Origin of the sequence: Segatella copri, from assembly GCF_024330485.1 — a bacterium.
GTDB lineage: Bacteria > Bacteroidota > Bacteroidia > Bacteroidales > Bacteroidaceae > Prevotella > Prevotella copri_L.
The window spans coordinates 170,092-186,760 of sequence record NZ_JANDWX010000001.1 but is presented as its reverse complement, the minus strand read 5'-3'; the positions used below and the strand labels follow the sequence as shown (position 1 = coordinate 186,760).

The following is a 16,669-nucleotide window of genomic DNA, read 5'->3' as shown; positions in this document are numbered from 1 at the left end:
AGCAGCTACTGAGTTAAGGGAGAATCTGTAAAACTCGGGGGAAAAAACAAAAGATAAGGTTTCATGTTTAAAAGGCACTTTGCAATAACACTCTCGATAGTGTTGCAAAGTGCCTTATTTTTTGAGCGAACAATAAATCGGGGGAAAATGCGTTATTGAATATAAAACTTAAAAGTATGAAAGAATCAATATTCGTTACCTTGCAGAAATGCACGGTGTTTGAGGGGTTTACTCCAGAGGAAATCAGAGAGGCACTGTCGATGGTAAGCTACCGGATGGTGGAGCTTGCTGCCAGGGAAACCTATGTGCTGGCAGGAATGCCCTGCAGATATGCCGACATCATTGTCGAGGGGGAGATGATAGCCCGCATGTCGGGATTGTCGGGCAAGCAGGCTCAGATAGAGCGGTTGGGCGAATCGATGTTGATAGCCCCTGCCTATATCTTCGCACATAATAACGAGATGCCCGTAAGCGTGGAGACAAGCAAGAAGACCACCCTCCTGCGCATGAGGCCTTCGGAACTGAAACTGCTAATAGATACTGATGAGCGCATACGCTGGAACTTCATCCAGCACCTGTCAAGGATAGATATCTTCCTTTCGCAGAAAATGCGCATGCTCTCCCTTTTCTCCGTCAAGGAGAAGGTGGCGCAATACCTCATCAAGATGGCTACCGAACAGCAGAGCAGAACCATCCGGCTGGATGTCAGCCGACAGGAAATGGCAGATATCTTCGGCATCCAGAAGTTCTCGCTCCTCCGCTGCCTCTCCGAATTCGAGGAGAAGGGTGCCATCAGGATTGAGGGCAAGACCATCACCATACTCAACTCGGATGACATGAAATAAGAAGTAAGAATGAGAAAGCCTTGGAAATTGCTAAGAACATGCTTGCCGATGGTGTTGACATCAATCTAATCAAGAAGTATTCCGGTCTAACCCAGGAACAAATACAATAGGCTTCGATGGCAAATGAAGCCTATTGCATTGTACAACGAAAGTAGTTGCATGTGCTCATGCAACTACTTTCGTTTTTATTGCTTTTTCTACTATATTTTATTCCATAAAGACAGAACGCCAAAGACTGTAGCGCGCTTCAGGATTCAATTGCTCCAAATGCTGGAAGACGGCTTGCATATCCGAACGGCGAGTAGTCTCTTCGTAAGGACACAACGCCTTCTGCTTAGTGAAATGCAACTCTTCTGCCACCTGACGGATATCCGCCTCATGCACCAGACAAAGGGGGCGGATGATGGTGAGCGGATAATGTTTTAAAGGAAGACTGGGCTGCATGGTGGAATGCGAACCCTCGAAGGTGATGTTCATCAGCAGGGTAACGAGGATATCATCCATGTGATGTCCCAGAGCTATCTTATTGAACCCGTGGCTTACAGCAAACTCGAAGAGCGTCTTGCGGCGGTTCCAGGCACAGAGGAAGCAACGGGTCTTACGGGGATCGGTGGATTCATCAAACGAACTATGAAGGATATGAAGCTTGATGCCATTCTCTGCACAGAAATCCTGCAAATAAGAACGGTCGGTCTCGTAAGGAATGTTATCCATGATGATATGGGCCGCCTCCACTTCGATATGCGGCTTATAGATACGGGCACGCTGAGCCAGCAAACGGACAAGTTCCAATGAATCCTTGCCTCCACTCAAGGCAATAAGAATACGGTCCCCATCCTCCAAAAGACGATAGTCAACACATCCTTTATTGAATCGCTTTAATACTTTCTGTTCTGCTTTCATCATATTCTGAAAAGGGAAAAGAAAAGCCGCACCCTTTTTCCAGAGTACGGCTTTATCAAGATACATCTCTCTACCTTGCAGAAGAGAAACGACAATTTAAACTTCAAATATAATTCTATCTTACTTAGCGTAAGCTACACTACGAGTCTCACGAATTACAGTAATCTTAACCTGACCAGGATAAGTCATCTCATTCTGAATCTTGGTTGCGATTTCATCAGAAAGCTTGATGCTCTCTTCATCGTTCATCTTATCCGCACCAACGATGACACGGAGTTCACGACCTGCCTGGATAGCGTAAGTCTTGGTTACGCCAGGATAACTCATGGCGATAGCTTCAAGATCGTTCAAACGCTTGATATAAGCCTCTACAATCTCACGACGGGCACCAGGACGAGCACCAGAGATAGCATCACAAACCTGTACGATAGGAGCCAATAATGTGTTCATCTCCATCTCATCATGGTGAGCACCGATGGCATTGCAGATATCAGGTTTTTCCTTATACTTCTCTGCAATCTTGGCACCATACAATGCGTGTGGCAATTCACTCTCCTCATCAGGCACCTTACCAATATCGTGCAAAAGACCGGCACGCTTAGCCTTCTTAGGATTCAATCCCAATTCAGAAGCCATAACCGCACAGAGGTTAGCGGTTTCACGGGCATGCTGCAAAAGGTTCTGACCATAAGAAGAACGGTACTTCATCTTACCGATGATACGAATCAACTCTGGATGCAGACCATGGATACCGAGGTCGATAGCTGTACGCTTACCAGTTTCGATAATTTCATTATCCAACTGCTTCTTCACCTTGGCTACCACCTCCTCAATACGGGCTGGGTGGATACGACCGTCAGCAACCAACTGATGGAGAGCCAGACGGCAAACCTCACGACGAACAGGGTCGAAAGCTGAGATAACGATTGCCTCAGGAGTATCATCCACAACGATTTCTACACCAGTTGCTGCTTCCAGAGCACGGATATTGCGGCCTTCACGACCGATAATACGTCCCTTCACCTCATCATTATCAATATGGAAAACGCTAACAGAGTTCTCAATGGCTGTTTCAGTAGCAACACGCTGGATTGTCTGAATCACAATCTTCTTAGCCTGCTGGTTAGCATTGAGTTTCGCATCATCCATAATCTCATTCACATAGCTTGCAGCATCGAGTTTAGCCTGATCTTTCAGACTCTCAATCAATCTCTGCTTAGCCTCTTCAGCACTCAGACCAGAAAGTTCTTCCAGTTTAGCCTGCTCCTGCTTCTGCATTTTTTCGAGATCCTGCTGCTTGACAGACAAGAGTTTCTTCTCGTTGTCAACACGCTGCTGATACTGATCAATCTCCATCTTGCGTCGACCGAGGTCTTCCTGACGCTGATTGAGAGAAATCTCGCGCTGTTTCAGCTTATTCTCATTCTGCTGGATGCGAGAATTACGCTGCTGAACTTCTTTTTCGAGTTCCGCCTTCTTGTTGAGGAATTTCTCCTTCACCTCCAAAAGCTTCTTCTCTTTTACTACTTCTGCCTCTTTATTGGCAGCTTCTATCATTTCATTATATTTTCCCTTAATGACATAACGGAAAATGAAATACCCAGCAGCACCGCCGATAACAAGCGCCACCAAGGCTGCTATAATAGTTACTATCATTATATTATATATATTTTTATTAATATTCTTATTTCAAAGCGTCTTCAATCTCGGAGGTAAGCTTCTCAAGAATATCATCATAAGGTTTCGTATCATTCCGATCCGATTCCTTCTCATATCTCAATGCCACATCAATGAGCGCCATATACAGGATTTCCTTATCGCTCTTTCTGCCTTTGAAAATCTTGGTATATGAGTTCACAATATCATCTATCAGCTTAGCTGATTTACGATAATACTCCTCGTCTTCCCTAGGTATTCTTACAGAAAGATCTGTATCATAGACGTGTAATCGTATGAGTAATTTATCTTGTTCTTGTTCTGCCATCGTTCCGATTTTTACTTTTCACCCAATAGTGTGATACACTTATTGACATCTCTTATGAGCTTGGCGATGCGCTTCTGAGTAGCTTCCATATCATTGTCAGAAATCGTCATCATCTTCGCCATCTTCAAGCTGTCGTAATCACTCTGCGCTTGAGCCAACTTTTCCTCCAATGCCTTGATTTTGGCATCGCGCTCATCCACCATCGCATAGAGTTCAGCATTCTCCTGCTTGACCTCGTCAAACTTGAGAATCATCTGCCTTACTCTTGTGGCAAACGTATTAATTGTTTTCTCATTTGCACTCATGACTATTATTTTTGGCTACAAATTTAAGAGAATTATTTGAATAAAACAAATATTCTGCTATTTTTTTTCATTTTGGGCGCAACATTTGTTACTTTCCCATCTTCTGCTTTGCCTTTTCTACGTCTTCATCTGATGGACGTGGCTCTTTTTTGGCAAGCATCAATACCTGGAAGGTAAAGTCGGTTACCCATTGCTGGCTGAATGCCAAGCGCTTGTTGAACTGGCGCAACTGAAGCACGGTTTTCAGCACACTGGCATCAGAGAAATCATTCTTAGTGAAGATATCTTCTACAGTTTTAGCAGTCAGCTTGTAAAGTGAATTCTTCATGAAGCTAGGCAAACGGAGCTTAAACTTCATCAAGTTGCCCATCAGCATCATCAGATCCTGAGTGAAGTTCTGGAACTGGATGAGATATACATTGACATCCTGCAGTTTGTGGCAGTTCTTACGGATACTGGAATCTATCTCCTTAAAAAAGGCATCATCCGTATCATAGATATTCTTCATCATTTTCTTCACCTGTGCCTTTTCGCCAATACCCAGACGGTTGTTGACCGTCGGAACATGCAGACTTGTCTTGAAGACACGCAAGTCTGGCAACATGGCCAAATTGGTGATACCTAACTGAGAAGCAAGTGCAGCCTGAAAGTATACACGGATCAAAGTCATGTAATCTTCCATTCCACCTACCTTTTTATCGTCGTCTTTACGACCGAATAGTTTAGCAAAAATTCCCATTCCTTTATTATTTTATTTTCTATATCTATTTAAATTGTTCTGCAAAAATACAATAAAATCAGTAAATACCCAAATCAAAGCGACGTTTTTTATATAAAAAGGTGCTTTTTTTATCAAAAAATGCATTTTTATGGCTTATGATTTCACTCATTCAACTTTTTTTAGTAACTTTGCCGCGTTTTTAAGATAAGACTATTCAACTTTATTATATTAGAAATAGAGAAGATATGAAAGGAATCGTATTAGCGGGAGGTTCGGGTACAAGACTTTACCCTATTACCAAAGGTATCAGTAAGCAATTGATACCCATTTTTGATAAGCCAATGATATACTACCCTGTTTCCGTGCTAATGTTGGCAGGAATCAAGGAGATTTTGATTATATCTACCCCATTCGACTTGCCTGGTTTCAAACGTCTGTTAGGCGACGGCAGCGAATTGGGTGTACACTTCGAATATGCAGAACAGCCATCACCCGATGGTCTGGCTCAAGCCTTCATCATTGGTGAGAAGTTTATCGGTAATGATACAGTCTGTCTGGTTTTGGGTGACAACATTTTCTATGGAGCCGGTTTTACGGGTTTACTCAAGGAAAGCGTAAAAGCTGCAGAAGAAGGACTGGCAAGCGTATTTGGCTATTATGTCAACGATCCGGAAAGATATGGTGTGGCAGAGTTTGATGAAAACGGCAACTGCCTGAGCATAGAAGAAAAACCGGAAATGCCTAAGAGCAACTATGCAGTTGTAGGACTCTATTTCTATCCAAACAGCGTGGTGCAGGTGGCTAAGAACATCAAGCCTAGCGCAAGAGGTGAGTTGGAAATAACAACAGTAAACCAGCACTATCTGATAGAAAAGACTCTGAAAGTAAGAACCTTACAGCGCGGTTTCGCCTGGCTAGACACCGGTACCCACGATAGCCTTTCGGAAGCCAGTACCTTTATAGAAGTCATCGAAAAGAGACAGGGTCTGAAAGTGGCATGTCTGGAAGAAATCGCATTCAAACAAGGATGGATAGACAAAGAACAGTTGCTGAAACTTGCCCAACCGATGCTCAAAAACGGTTATGGACAGTATCTGAAAGAACTAGCGGCAAGCAGATAGCACAGATTCTATCATTTATCTTATACGAATATAAAAAGGTGTAAACACAATAGAATATAAAATAATGGAAGAAACAAAGAACTTTGATTTGGGACGTGATCAAGAGCAGGAAGAGAAGTCATCTATTGACTTCCAGCTGATTTATTCTACTCTTATCCTCAACTGGAAATGGTTCGTTCTATCACTCATTGTATGTTTGGGATTGGGATATCTCTACATACGCCATGCAAGACCGCAATACCAGGCAACCGCTAAGGTACTGATAAAGGATGACGACCAGAGAAAGAACAGAGGTATGGGTAACAGCATGATTCAGAATGCTGCAAACCTCGGTTTTATTTCAAACTCAAACGGTATAGACAATGAGATTGAAATTCTTTCGGCTCAAGACTTGGCTAACCAGGCTGTAGTAGACATGAAATGCTACGTGAACTATTACCATAAAGGAACCTTCAGGGATCAGTTAGTCTATAAAGAGCAGGAAGTCAGCGTTGACTTAGACCTGGCTCATCTCAAGAAGCTGAATGCTCCTATCAAGCTTCTTATAGAGAAAACTGGCAGCCAGTATCAGGTAACAGGTTCATACTACATACCTGTAGATGCCTTTTCCTATCAGAAGGATCCTGTAAAGATTGAAAAGACTTTAGCTGGTCTGCCAGCAAGCATCAATACACGTGTAGGAACCCTCCACTTCACTCAGAACGGCAAATACGCATTAAAAGACGGTGAGAGCCTGAAGGTGATTATCGTGTCACCAGAAATGGCGGCTAAGGGCTATACAAAAGCACTGACTGTCAGCCAGACTTCAAAGACTACAACCATAGCCGAACTGGTGATGAAAGATGAAGATCCTCAGCGCAGCATCGACTATCTGAGAACTCTGGTAAATGTTTATAACCGCCAGGCCAACGAGGACAAGAATGAAATTTCTTTCCGCACAGAACAGTTCATCAACCAGCGTCTGGAGAAGATCAACAACGAACTGGGCAATACAGAAGGCCAGCTCGAAAGCTACAAGAAGCGTAACAATGTTGTAGAGATGAAGCTCAATGCAACAGCTGCCATCGCTAACTCAGACACATACGCCCAGAAACTCCAGGAGGCTAACACACAGGTTGAACTTCTGAATGAGCTTGGCAAATACATGAACGAACCTGGCAACAGATATCAGCCTATCCCATCAAACGTAGGTCTGACTGATGAAAGTTCAACAGAACTCATCAACCAGTACAACAAAATAGCCCTGGATCGCAACAACGCCTTGCATGCAGCCAGCGAGACTTCTCCTACAATAACTCCTCTGACCGCACAGTTGGATGCACTCACAACATCTATCAAACGTGCCATGCGCCAGGCTAAGCTGGGTATGGAAATCCAGCGTAACAGCATTGCCAAACAAGCTGCCATGTATGCCAACCAGATAGGTAACTCGCCAGAGCAAGAGCGAGTTCTTACACAGATTGGTCGCCAGCAGGAAGTAAAATCTGGTCTTTACCTGATGCTTCTTCAGAAACGTGAGGAAAACTCCATTTCGCTAGCAGCAACGGCAGACAAGGGTAAGGTTATCGATGCTCCTTCATTGGAAGGAAAGGTTAGTCCTAAGAATCCTATCATTATGCTGATAGCACTGGTACTGGGTATTGCAATCCCTGCCGGCATCCTCTTCCTGAGGGAATTCTTCAAGTACAAGATTGAGGGACATGAAGACGTGATGAAACTCACTCAGATACCTGTCATTGCCGATATTCCTGTGGCAAGCGACGCTGCCAAGAAGGAAGGAAAGGCTGACATTGTGGTTCACCAGAATGTAAACAACCTGATGGAGGAGATTTTCCGTGGCCTGCGTACCAATATTCAGTTTATGCTGAAAGAAGGTGAGAAGGTGATGATGTTTACCTCTTCTACATCAGGTGAAGGTAAAACATTCGTGGCATCCAATATCGGTATCTCGCTCGCCTTGTTGGGCAAGAAGGTTATCATGGTAGGTCTGGATATCCGCAAGCCACGTCTGGCAGAGCTCTTCGAGATTGACAACCACCATAATGGTATCACCAATCTGATAGTACACGACCATAATACATGGGATGACATTCAGAAACAGATTCTCTCTTCGGGTATCAACAGTAAACTCGACCTCCTTATGGCCGGTCCTGTTCCTCCTAACCCAGGAGAGTTAGTAACTAGAGCAAGCCTTGACGACATTATCAGTCAGTTGAAGGAACATTACGACTATGTTATCCTCGATACGGCTCCTGTAGGTCTTGTAAACGACAGTTTGCAGCTTGGACGTCTGGCTAATCTCTGTGTATACGTCTGCCGCGCAGATTATACTCCAAAGGCTAGTTTCGGCATGATCAATGGTTTGAAAGCCGAGAATAAATTGCCTAACATGTGCTTAGTACTCAATGGCGTCGACCTCTCTAAGAAGAAGCACAGCTTCTATTATGGTGTTGGTAAGTACGGCAAATATGGCAAATATGGCAACTATGGTTCTTATGGATCATACGGCAAGTATGGCAAATATGGAACTTATGGTCAGTATGGCAGCTATGGTAACTATAGCAACAGCCACTATGGCAATGCCAACGACAACAGTATCAAGAAGTAATCAAGAACATACATACAACAAAGAAAAGAGTCTTTCTATCCAGATAGGAAGACTCTTTTAGATTTTAAAAACATTAAGACTATATGGCAACAATTGCAGTAGATTTTGATGGTACAATCGTAACCCACGAGTACCCGAAGATTGGTACAGAGCTACCTTTCGCCACAGAAACATTAAAGATGTTGATTAGAGACCACCACAAGCTTATTCTATGGAGCGTACGCGAAGGAAAGCTCCTGGACGAGGCAGTAGAATGGTGTAGAGAAAGAGGAGTTGAATTCTGGGCTGTAAACAAGGATTATCCTGAAGAGAGTCTGGAGAACAATAACCACTTCTCCCGCAAGCTCAAAGCTGACTGGTTCATTGACGACCGAGGTATCGGCGGTTTGCCTGACTGGGGGGAGATTTATCAGATTATCACCAACCATACCAGTTATCGCAGAGTACTGAAACAGAAGTTCGGCGAACAGCAGGAAGCTCCCAAAAAGAAACATTGGTGGAGCCGCGGATAAAATGCTTCTCCAAAAGATATTCTTGTAGATACAATAAAAGATATCCCAATAAATAAAAAAGGTGTATTGCTCATTGGCAATACACCTTTTTTATTTATTGGAATGAATTTACTAGTCTGAATTAGAAGAACAAGTAGCGGTTATCTACTACATGAGCGTTCAGATAAAGCTCATTCATGAAATTACCTGCATACTGCATAGCCTTCTGACGGCACTTCTGCTCGTATGTCTTGTCATCAAACTTAACAGGACGATTAGTCTTGTTAGTAACCTGGAAGAGATAAACACCAGCGTTACCCTTCACAGCATGAGCAGAGAAAGCACCCTTCTTAGTACCTGCAACAGCACCAGAGAGAGCTGGCTCGCTAGCGCCAGTAGCTGCGATAAATACAGGAGCAGCGAAAGTAATCTGGTTTACAGAAGAAACCTTACCACCCTTAGCCTTAGCAGCTGCGATGTTCTTAACACCATTCAACTTAGCCTCAATCATCTCAGCCTTCTTATCCTTGAGCACCTCTGCCTTAACAGTCTCCTTGACAACTGCATCATTCAAATCACGATAACCGATATGATGAATCTTATCAAGAACCACAACCAACAGGTGGTTGTTATCACCACACTCATAGAGAGGTGAAATCTCACCTTCCTTGCTATCGAAGATCCACTTCAAAGCCTCGCGTGTAGAATGGATGTTTGCTACATAGTGAACAGAAGTTGTAATATCCTTCAAGTCCTGAACCTTGTAACCTTCCTTAGCTGCATTCTTCAAGAGATCCTCTGACTTAGGATTAGCACTTACGAAACTAGAGAACTTGTTGTAAGCTGTACGATAAGTACCCTGCGAGAAGTCGATAGGCTTCTTAATAACGGCAGCGGTATACTTGCTGACCATTGCCTTGCGGTCAAGAACCTGAAGAACTACATATCCCTGACCCAACTGAAGCTGGTTCAAAGAGTTAACTGCTGCAGTATTCAATGTATTGATGAATGTCTTGTTGTCCTTATCCATAGACTGGGCATACTCATACTGCTTGGTAGTCATCCATGCCTTGTCACCTGTCTGACCATACTTCTTAGCGATAGCCTCGAAATCAGCACCACCGGCAATAGCGCCCTGAATAGAATCTGCCTTAGTCTTAGCCTCAGCTACTGAGTTAGCAGCAACCTGAATAACACGATACTGTACTGAATCAGGCAATTCCTGCTTAGCTACCAACTTAACGATGTTCAATGTATTGTCACCAGCATTAGCCTTAACAGCAGAAGTAGAACCTACAGCCATAGAATCAAGCTGAGCAGCGATATCACGTGGGAAAGCATCCTTTGAAACAGGAATACCAAGATATGCTACAGTAGAAGCTGACTTACGTACAACCTCTGTAGGATCTGCAGCAGCAGCCAACTGTGAGTGATAACCTGCAAATTCCTTGTTAAGAGCAGCACGGTCTGCATTTGAAGCCTGAACCTCGATATCAACGAACTTGATGTCACGGCTCTCAACAGGCTGCTTGAAGCGTGCCTTAATCTCATCATACTTAGCCTTCAGATCGCTTTCAGAAATCTTTACCTTATCATCCTGGATGTCAGAGTAAGGGAAAGCAGCCAACTGAATCTGGCTCTCTTCATTCTCCTCCTTGAAAGCCATCTTTGCCTCTACAGGGTTTGACAGGAAGCAACCGGCGAGAAGAGCCTGATACTTCTGAGCCAAAGTCTGCTGGCGGAGAGTCTTCTCGATGAATGACCAGTAGTTGTAAATCTTGGTATACTGATCCATCATCTGTGCGTTAGCAGATGGGTTAGCCTTCTGTGCCTTGTAGTCTGCCAAGAACTTCTGGAGAGAAGATGCGTCGAAACGACCAGTCTGCTGATTAACGAAAGGAGTCTGCTGAAGCATAGGGTTAGTACCTGTCTTCAAGATGTCCTGAAGCTCTTCGTCGGTCACAGTGAGACCCAACTTGCTAGCTTCCTTAGCGATAATCTGGTTCTGGATGTATGTATTCCATACCATATCCTTCACCTGATTCATCTGGTCTTCAGGAAGATTTTCCTGACCCTGTTGCATTTTAATAACTTCTGAATACTCATCAACGAGCTTCTGGAAATCCTGCACGCTGATTTTTTCGCCCAAAACCTCACCAATCTGCTGGCGCTCATTATTCTTTGCTGAATCGCAAGAGCGGAAAGCTTCCTCGGCAATAAAGGCGAAAAGGCCGAAACTGATGATACAAACCAGTATCACGCCTCTTTTTCTAATTGTTCCTAATGCTGCCATTACGTTTTAATTATTATTATTATTTTTATTTTTTCCTAAGTTTAGATTGAACCACTTTTGATGCTAGTAGCCAATTGTCTGCAAAAATACAAAAATAATACGAGAAAAGGGAATTTTTTGCTATCTTTTTTGACTATTACCTCAAAAAAAGCAAAAAATTCCCTTTTCCTGCTCAGCTATTTGATGATGTGGAGTTTAACAAGCTCTATTTTACGGGATGTTGACTTGATAATCTTGAACTCAAAGTTATCAAACTTAATCACCTCGTTGAGTTTAGGAAAACTCTGATATTCATGCAATATCAAACCGCCTACAGTCATATATTCATCACTTTCCGGCAGTTCAAGACCAAACATATCGTTCACCTTATCAATCTCCAGTCGCGCAGAAAGGAGATAGTCACCATCATCGGTTTTCTTAGCTACATATTTGGCTGAATCGTGCTCATCTTCTATATCTCCGAAGATTTCCTCAACGATATCTTCCAGACTCACCAAACCGCTGGTACCGCCAAACTCATCTACAACGATACCTAAAGTCTTCTTCTGCTGCAAAAAAGTCTGCATCAGTTTCTGTGCCTGCATCGTTTCCGGCACAAAAGGAAGTGTACGGATATGATCCTGCCAACGTGAAGGATGATGGAACAGTTCGGAACTGTGAATATATCCCGCAATATGGTCTATATCCTCTTCATATACAATGATTTTCGAATTACCGCTCTCGATGAATTTCTGCTGCAGTTCTTCGAGAGAAGTATCCATTTCAACAGCCTGAATCTCAGTACGGGGCACCATACAGTCGCGTACTTTAGTATCGGAGAAATCAAGGGCATTCTGGAATATCTTCACCTCGTCATTAATTTCATCTTCATTGGTAGCATTATCGATACTTGACTGCACAAGATAATCAAGATCTACCTTAGAAAAGCCTTCATCTGTCCCCTCTGCATCCATCTTCATACCCACCAGACGCAGCAGGCACTTACTCAAGAAAGTACTGAACTTGCTGATAGGCCACAATACCACATAGCACAGATAAGCTATCGGACTGAAGATAGAAAGCAAGCGGTTCGGATTAGACTTGAAAAGCGTCTTTGGCAGAAACTCACCTGTAAAGAGTACTATCAGCGTAGACAGAATGGTATCTGCAGGCACCGTAAAGGCTGCATCAAAACCTGCGAAAATCGTATTGTCAAAAAGACGGGCTATCAGGATACCATAAACTACAAGGGCTATATTGTTGCCCACGAGCATGGTACTGACAAAGCCATTCGGATGATTATAAAACAAAGATAACAGTCGTTGCGTAAGGCCGTTTTTCTCCTTATCCATCTCCGCCAACATACGGTTAGAAGAGACGAAGGCAATCTCCATTCCGCTGAAGAATGCTGAGAAGACCATCGTAATGAGAATGCCTACGACTAAACTCATATCCACCTGTTCATTCATTATATCTTTTTCTTTTTAATTAGTGCATGATAGGAATCGTAGTGGCTCTGACAGGTGTAGCAGGCTGACGGAAGTTATTCTTGACAGAATCAGGCTGGCTGCTCAAAGTATCGGCAGCACCACCACCTCCTGTCAGGTCTCCCTTTTCAAAGCTACCCTTCGAATTGCTCACATAATAGCGCGTCATCTTTTCATCACTCCAGAAATGAGAACCCTGTAGCGTTCTTTCAGGAGTAACAAGTTTACTGAATACGTTACTTGACAATTCGTGCTTATTCTGGTCCCAGGTAAGTTGCTCACTATTGAAGCGCAAACCATCTTTGGTCAGGATACTCACCCTACCATAAAGTTTCCATATCTTCTGCTGATCATAATAATAAGCTGTATCACACTGGATATAACTATTAATATGGAATTTCTCATCAAACTGCTCCAGCAAAAGTCCCTTATCAAAGATCCACAAAGATGGATTCTTACTGGTATTCACCTCCCACCGTTCTGTTACGATGCGATATTTCATAACTCCCGAGTCGCTTACCAATGTATTTACACCATACGACGTCATCATCGCCACCGAGTCTTGCGGACGGATGGCGGGCGCAGTATGTTCTACCTGGTTCTGGCAACCAGCCAAAATCAGGAACATCAGGATACCGACAACATAAGAGCCTTTTATTCTATACATTATTATATAGAGATTCTATACATTATTATATATAAGTGGAAGATTAATCCATCTTCCACTTCTTAAACCAATCCTCGTTGAATGTGAATCCGATATTGATACGGAAAGAATTTTCCTTAATCAGATCCTTAGCCGAACTCTTCACCCACTGACCACAGATATTCAGCATAGAGCGGTTGTTGTAAGAGTTCATGATAGGAATACCGAAACCGGCACTTACAGAGATTTCCTTCGGACCATCAACACCATTCATCTTATAATAAGGTGTGGCGTAGCTGGCACCTACACGATACTGAACACGCTTGAAGAAAGCACGGCTGCGCTCTCCATAGCAATACTGGGCACCGAGATTGAACTTGCTTCTATCCTTGTAGATACCATTTTTCAAGGCGTAGTTGGTTCCATCAAAACTAGGATACCCCAAGCTACCCCACTTCTGCAGACTGTAATCAAAGCCAACCTTCCACTGGTTGTTATGATTCCACATCACACCCGCACCAATCATGGTAGGCAACTTGTAAGCCTTGCCGATAGAGTAAGCGGTGGTATCGGTAACACCGTTCTGGGTATCATTAGAAATGATTTTCATATCAGCAGAAGCCCCGAGACCATGTCCTGGCGAGAAGGTGACACCCACGGTAGCCCAATCTTTCTTTGAGAACTGATGGGTATACTGTACACCGAAATCAACCTTATAGCTGTTCACCTGCATAGAATAGTAGCGGGTGAGGGTCTTGTAATAAGAATTGCTGTAGCTGTTTGATACACTTCTGTCTATACTACCCCAGAGATATGAGAAGTTGGCACCTACGGCCAAGCCCTTGACCGGTTCCCAACCAGCGCCGATGTATGCCTGATGCAAACCACCATCGCCGGAATAGGTATTGGTATAGTAAGCTTCCTTGTCAGCATTCACCCATTCTGATGCAGAATAATTATAGCCAACATTGGTAAAAGGAATGATACCGAAGCTCATACCTACATGTGGCAGCAAGCGGAAGCCTGCAACAACATACTCAAAATTTGAGTTGTTGGCATTCTTCTTCACACCATTCTCTTCAAAATTTGTCACCTGACCAGAGATACCGGCATCAAGGATGAAAGTCATCGAATCAATCGAAGCATAAGATGCAGGGTTGAGATAGTTTACCTGATTATGCTCATGAAAGCCAAGACCGACTCCATTCATACCGCGATTAAAACCAGAAGTCTGGTCCGACAAGATGCCAAGACCATACTGGCTGTATGGCGAATTAGTACCACTTTGGGCATTAACCATAAGGGCTGACCCCAACAATAGGGTTGCTAAAAAAAGCTTTCTCATTCTTTAATAATCATTCAAAATTATATTCAGAGTGCAAAAGTATTAAAAAAAATCTAGAAAAAAGAAGGATAATTGAAAATAATAAGGTATTTTTGCATCGTGAAACGTTTTAAGCATATTTTTAGTGCCATTTTAGCAGTAATTTTAATCAATTTAACTACTGAAGTGGCTGCACAGGATTTTTCAAGAGACAAAGACTCTGATATTTCTGTGCAGAACAGTCGTGTCAATGAAGAAGCTACTGCGTGGCTCGATTCTGTTGACATTTCTCTCCTGACTTGCGGACCAGGTCAGGAGGTGTGGTCGTATTATGGACATACCGCTCTACGCATCCAGAACAAAGCTATGGGAACGGATGTTGCTGTCAACTGGGGTATGTTCAGTTTTAACCAAAGTTGCTTCGTACTCCGTTTTGTTTTCGGACTCACCGATTACCAGATTGGCATCTACCCGATGAGCGACTTCATTGCCGAATATGCACATGAAGGCAGATGGGTAAGACAGCAGCGCCTCCGTCTCTCCCGCACAGAGAAACTGGGAATTCTGAGAAGCATCGACAAGAATGCACAGCCGGAGAACCGCGTATACCGCTACAATTTCTTCTATGACAACTGTACGACCCGGGCACGCGAGATGATTCTCTCCAACATTGGAAACCAGAGTACCAACTTTAAAGATATCCCTACCCCTTCTACCTACAGGGAAGAGATTCACAAGCTCAACGGACAGCACCGCTGGGCAAGATTCGGCAATGACCTCCTTTTGGGTTGTCAGGCAGACCGCCCTATCACACAAAGAGAATGGGAATTCTTGCCAGACAATCTGAGCAAAGACTTTGCCACAGAAGGAAGAACCGACTTTATTGATGCATCTCAGACTGCAGACGGCAAAACCAATGCAACAAGTGCCAGCGGCTATATCACTCTGGTAGATGAAACATCCGATATTATCCCAGCCCAGGCACAAATAATAGACGATACTCCTGTTACACCACAAATGATAGCCATAGCTCTGGCAATCATCATCATAGGAACAACGGTAAGAGAATGTGTAAAAAAGAAAAACTACTGGTGGTTTGATGCCATCCTGCTTGTCCTGACAGGATTACCGGGACTGATTCTCTTTACCATGATCTTCTCGCAGCATCCTACTGTACAGATAAATTTCCAGATTCTGATACTGAATCCGCTCAACCTCATCTTTGCCTGGAAGACTGTCAAGAGGATGAAAGCAGGTCGTCAGTATTGGTATTTCGAACTTCTGGGATGGCTTCTGCTCATTGCCCTGTTCATGCAGATATGGCAGAACTATGCTGAGGGTATGAGTATTTTGGCACTTTCTTTGCTAGCGAGATACTGCGTCAAGTCGACCATGATGGATTTAAGTCCAAACAATTACGGTTTGCAGAAGCATATCGTAAAGAAATTCAGAAAGAATAAATAGACATTAAAATATACGTAAGGAAACGATTGGCACAATATCGTTTCCGAACAGAAGAAGATAAACAACAATGATGGTAAACAGATATATCACAGCCCTTTTGGTTGTCCTGGCGGCAACCGGCATGGAGGCGCAGACTTATCAGCAGGCGCTGAAGTTTGCGCTTACGGATATATCCTACGATGAATTCATCCAGCAACCGGAGGCGAAGGCATTGGAGGAGGACATTCTCTGCGTGCTCAAAGCCATCAAAGCGGCATCAGAAGATGAGAGCATCGCAACGCATCATCCTATCCTGTCGGCAACACTTGCCGCCAATTCTTCTGACATTCTGACAGACATTCATTCACATATTTATTATGATTCCCCTACGGAGCATAGATACAAAGTTCCGTATGGGAGTATTGTTATTCGAGGTCCAAACTGCTGATTTTATGCTTTCTGTAAGCAAAACTCAGAAGATTTGCCATAAAAACAGGTAATAATTGGCAATTCCTTGCA

At 43.4% G+C, this 16,669-nt stretch carries 15 protein-coding genes; 6 read left to right on the top strand and 9 right to left on the bottom strand.

The genetic code is table 11. The features are described from left to right. The first annotated feature begins 176 nt into the window (after positions 1-176). On the top strand, positions 177-845 hold the full coding sequence (locus tag NNC77_RS00755) for a Crp/Fnr family transcriptional regulator (protein ID WP_218458512.1): 669 nt from the start codon (positions 177-179) through the stop codon (positions 843-845). 207 nt (positions 846-1,052) lie between these two features. On the opposite strand, the gene NNC77_RS00750 is transcribed toward NNC77_RS00755, so the two are convergent. The 5 genes from NNC77_RS00750 to NNC77_RS00730 all read right to left on the bottom strand — a co-directional run bounded on the left by NNC77_RS00750 (position 1,053) and on the right by NNC77_RS00730 (position 4,776). Further along, complete coding sequence (locus NNC77_RS00750; RefSeq protein ID WP_437183264.1) at positions 1,053-1,814, bottom strand: tRNA 2-thiocytidine biosynthesis TtcA family protein; 762 nt, start codon at positions 1,812-1,814, stop codon at positions 1,053-1,055. Between the two features lie 54 nt (positions 1,815-1,868). Beyond that, entirely contained in the window at positions 1,869-3,404 is a 1,536-nt protein-coding gene (rny, locus tag NNC77_RS00745; protein WP_022120984.1) for a ribonuclease Y, read from the bottom strand. 28 nt (positions 3,405-3,432) lie between these two features. Further along, positions 3,433-3,732, bottom strand: a complete 300-nt coding sequence (locus NNC77_RS00740; RefSeq protein ID WP_022120985.1) for a cell division protein ZapA — start codon at positions 3,730-3,732, stop codon at positions 3,433-3,435. Between the two features lie 11 nt (positions 3,733-3,743). Next, the gene (locus tag NNC77_RS00735; RefSeq protein WP_022120986.1) at positions 3,744-4,037 is read right to left on the bottom strand and encodes a hypothetical protein; all 294 of its coding nucleotides are present in this window, start codon (positions 4,035-4,037) and stop codon (positions 3,744-3,746) included. An 88-nt stretch (positions 4,038-4,125) separates the two neighbouring features. After that, positions 4,126-4,776 (bottom strand): hypothetical protein, encoded by a 651-nt coding sequence (locus tag NNC77_RS00730; protein ID WP_254969602.1) that lies wholly within the window; start codon positions 4,774-4,776, stop codon positions 4,126-4,128. 227 nt (positions 4,777-5,003) lie between these two features. Between NNC77_RS00730 and rfbA the strand changes: the two genes are divergently transcribed. From rfbA to NNC77_RS00715, 3 genes are all read left to right on the top strand, one after another. Then, complete coding sequence (gene rfbA, locus NNC77_RS00725; RefSeq protein ID WP_254969600.1) at positions 5,004-5,879, top strand: glucose-1-phosphate thymidylyltransferase RfbA; 876 nt, start codon at positions 5,004-5,006, stop codon at positions 5,877-5,879. A 64-nt stretch (positions 5,880-5,943) separates the two neighbouring features. Further along, positions 5,944-8,487 carry a GumC family protein gene (locus NNC77_RS00720; RefSeq protein ID WP_254969599.1) on the top strand — a complete coding sequence of 848 codons (2,544 nt, stop codon included), beginning with the start codon at positions 5,944-5,946 and terminating at the stop codon, positions 8,485-8,487. Between the two features lie 83 nt (positions 8,488-8,570). Then, complete coding sequence (locus NNC77_RS00715) at positions 8,571-8,999, top strand: BT0820 family HAD-type phosphatase (RefSeq protein ID WP_006846429.1); 429 nt, start codon at positions 8,571-8,573, stop codon at positions 8,997-8,999. A 121-nt stretch (positions 9,000-9,120) separates the two neighbouring features. Here the strand turns inward: NNC77_RS00715 and NNC77_RS00710 are convergent, their stop codons facing one another. The 4 genes from NNC77_RS00710 to NNC77_RS00695 all read right to left on the bottom strand — a co-directional run bounded on the left by NNC77_RS00710 (position 9,121) and on the right by NNC77_RS00695 (position 14,728). After that, positions 9,121-11,271: a peptidylprolyl isomerase gene (locus NNC77_RS00710; RefSeq protein ID WP_254969598.1), complete on the bottom strand. Its 2,151-nt coding sequence runs from the start codon at positions 11,269-11,271 to the stop codon at positions 9,121-9,123. Between the two features lie 176 nt (positions 11,272-11,447). Next, positions 11,448-12,719 carry a hemolysin family protein gene (locus NNC77_RS00705; RefSeq protein ID WP_254969597.1) on the bottom strand — a complete coding sequence of 424 codons (1,272 nt, stop codon included), beginning with the start codon at positions 12,717-12,719 and terminating at the stop codon, positions 11,448-11,450. A 19-nt stretch (positions 12,720-12,738) separates the two neighbouring features. Then, complete coding sequence (gene lptC / locus NNC77_RS00700) at positions 12,739-13,404, bottom strand: LPS export ABC transporter periplasmic protein LptC (protein ID WP_022120994.1); 666 nt, start codon at positions 13,402-13,404, stop codon at positions 12,739-12,741. A gap of 43 nt (positions 13,405-13,447) precedes the next feature. Next, complete coding sequence (locus NNC77_RS00695; RefSeq protein ID WP_254969596.1) at positions 13,448-14,728, bottom strand: hypothetical protein; 1,281 nt, start codon at positions 14,726-14,728, stop codon at positions 13,448-13,450. A 165-nt stretch (positions 14,729-14,893) separates the two neighbouring features. Here NNC77_RS00695 and NNC77_RS00690 point away from each other — a divergent pair, with 165 nt between their 5' ends. Both NNC77_RS00690 and NNC77_RS00685 read left to right on the top strand, forming a co-directional pair. Continuing rightward, a complete protein-coding gene (locus NNC77_RS00690; protein WP_254986836.1) occupies positions 14,894-16,171 on the top strand; it encodes an Lnb N-terminal periplasmic domain-containing protein in 1,278 nt (425 codons plus the stop codon). A gap of 67 nt (positions 16,172-16,238) precedes the next feature. Further along, complete coding sequence (locus NNC77_RS00685) at positions 16,239-16,598, top strand: hypothetical protein (RefSeq protein ID WP_228112385.1); 360 nt, start codon at positions 16,239-16,241, stop codon at positions 16,596-16,598. Positions 16,599-16,669: the final 71 nt, after the last annotated feature.

Coding starts and splice junctions, on each gene's coding strand:
- rny (WP_022120984.1), bottom strand. CDS start 3,404: ATGATAGTAACTATTATAGCAGCCTTGGTGGCGCTTGTTATCGGCGGT.
- NNC77_RS00735 (WP_022120986.1), bottom strand. CDS start 4,037: ATGAGTGCAAATGAGAAAACAATTAATACGTTTGCCACAAGAGTAAGG.
- NNC77_RS00720 (WP_254969599.1), top strand. CDS start 5,944: ATGGAAGAAACAAAGAACTTTGATTTGGGACGTGATCAAGAGCAGGAA.
- NNC77_RS00710 (WP_254969598.1), bottom strand. CDS start 11,271: ATGGCAGCATTAGGAACAATTAGAAAAAGAGGCGTGATACTGGTTTGT.
- NNC77_RS00715 (WP_006846429.1), top strand. CDS start 8,571: ATGGCAACAATTGCAGTAGATTTTGATGGTACAATCGTAACCCACGAG.
- NNC77_RS00755 (WP_218458512.1), top strand. CDS start 177: ATGAAAGAATCAATATTCGTTACCTTGCAGAAATGCACGGTGTTTGAG.
- NNC77_RS00740 (WP_022120985.1), bottom strand. CDS start 3,732: ATGGCAGAACAAGAACAAGATAAATTACTCATACGATTACACGTCTAT.
- NNC77_RS00695 (WP_254969596.1), bottom strand. CDS start 14,728: ATGAGAAAGCTTTTTTTAGCAACCCTATTGTTGGGGTCAGCCCTTATG.
- NNC77_RS00705 (WP_254969597.1), bottom strand. CDS start 12,719: ATGAATGAACAGGTGGATATGAGTTTAGTCGTAGGCATTCTCATTACG.
- NNC77_RS00750 (WP_437183264.1), bottom strand. CDS start 1,814: ATGTATCTTGATAAAGCCGTACTCTGGAAAAAGGGTGCGGCTTTTCTT.
- lptC (WP_022120994.1), bottom strand. CDS start 13,404: ATGTATAGAATAAAAGGCTCTTATGTTGTCGGTATCCTGATGTTCCTG.
- NNC77_RS00685 (WP_228112385.1), top strand. CDS start 16,239: ATGATGGTAAACAGATATATCACAGCCCTTTTGGTTGTCCTGGCGGCA.
- NNC77_RS00730 (WP_254969602.1), bottom strand. CDS start 4,776: ATGGGAATTTTTGCTAAACTATTCGGTCGTAAAGACGACGATAAAAAG.
- rfbA (WP_254969600.1), top strand. CDS start 5,004: ATGAAAGGAATCGTATTAGCGGGAGGTTCGGGTACAAGACTTTACCCT.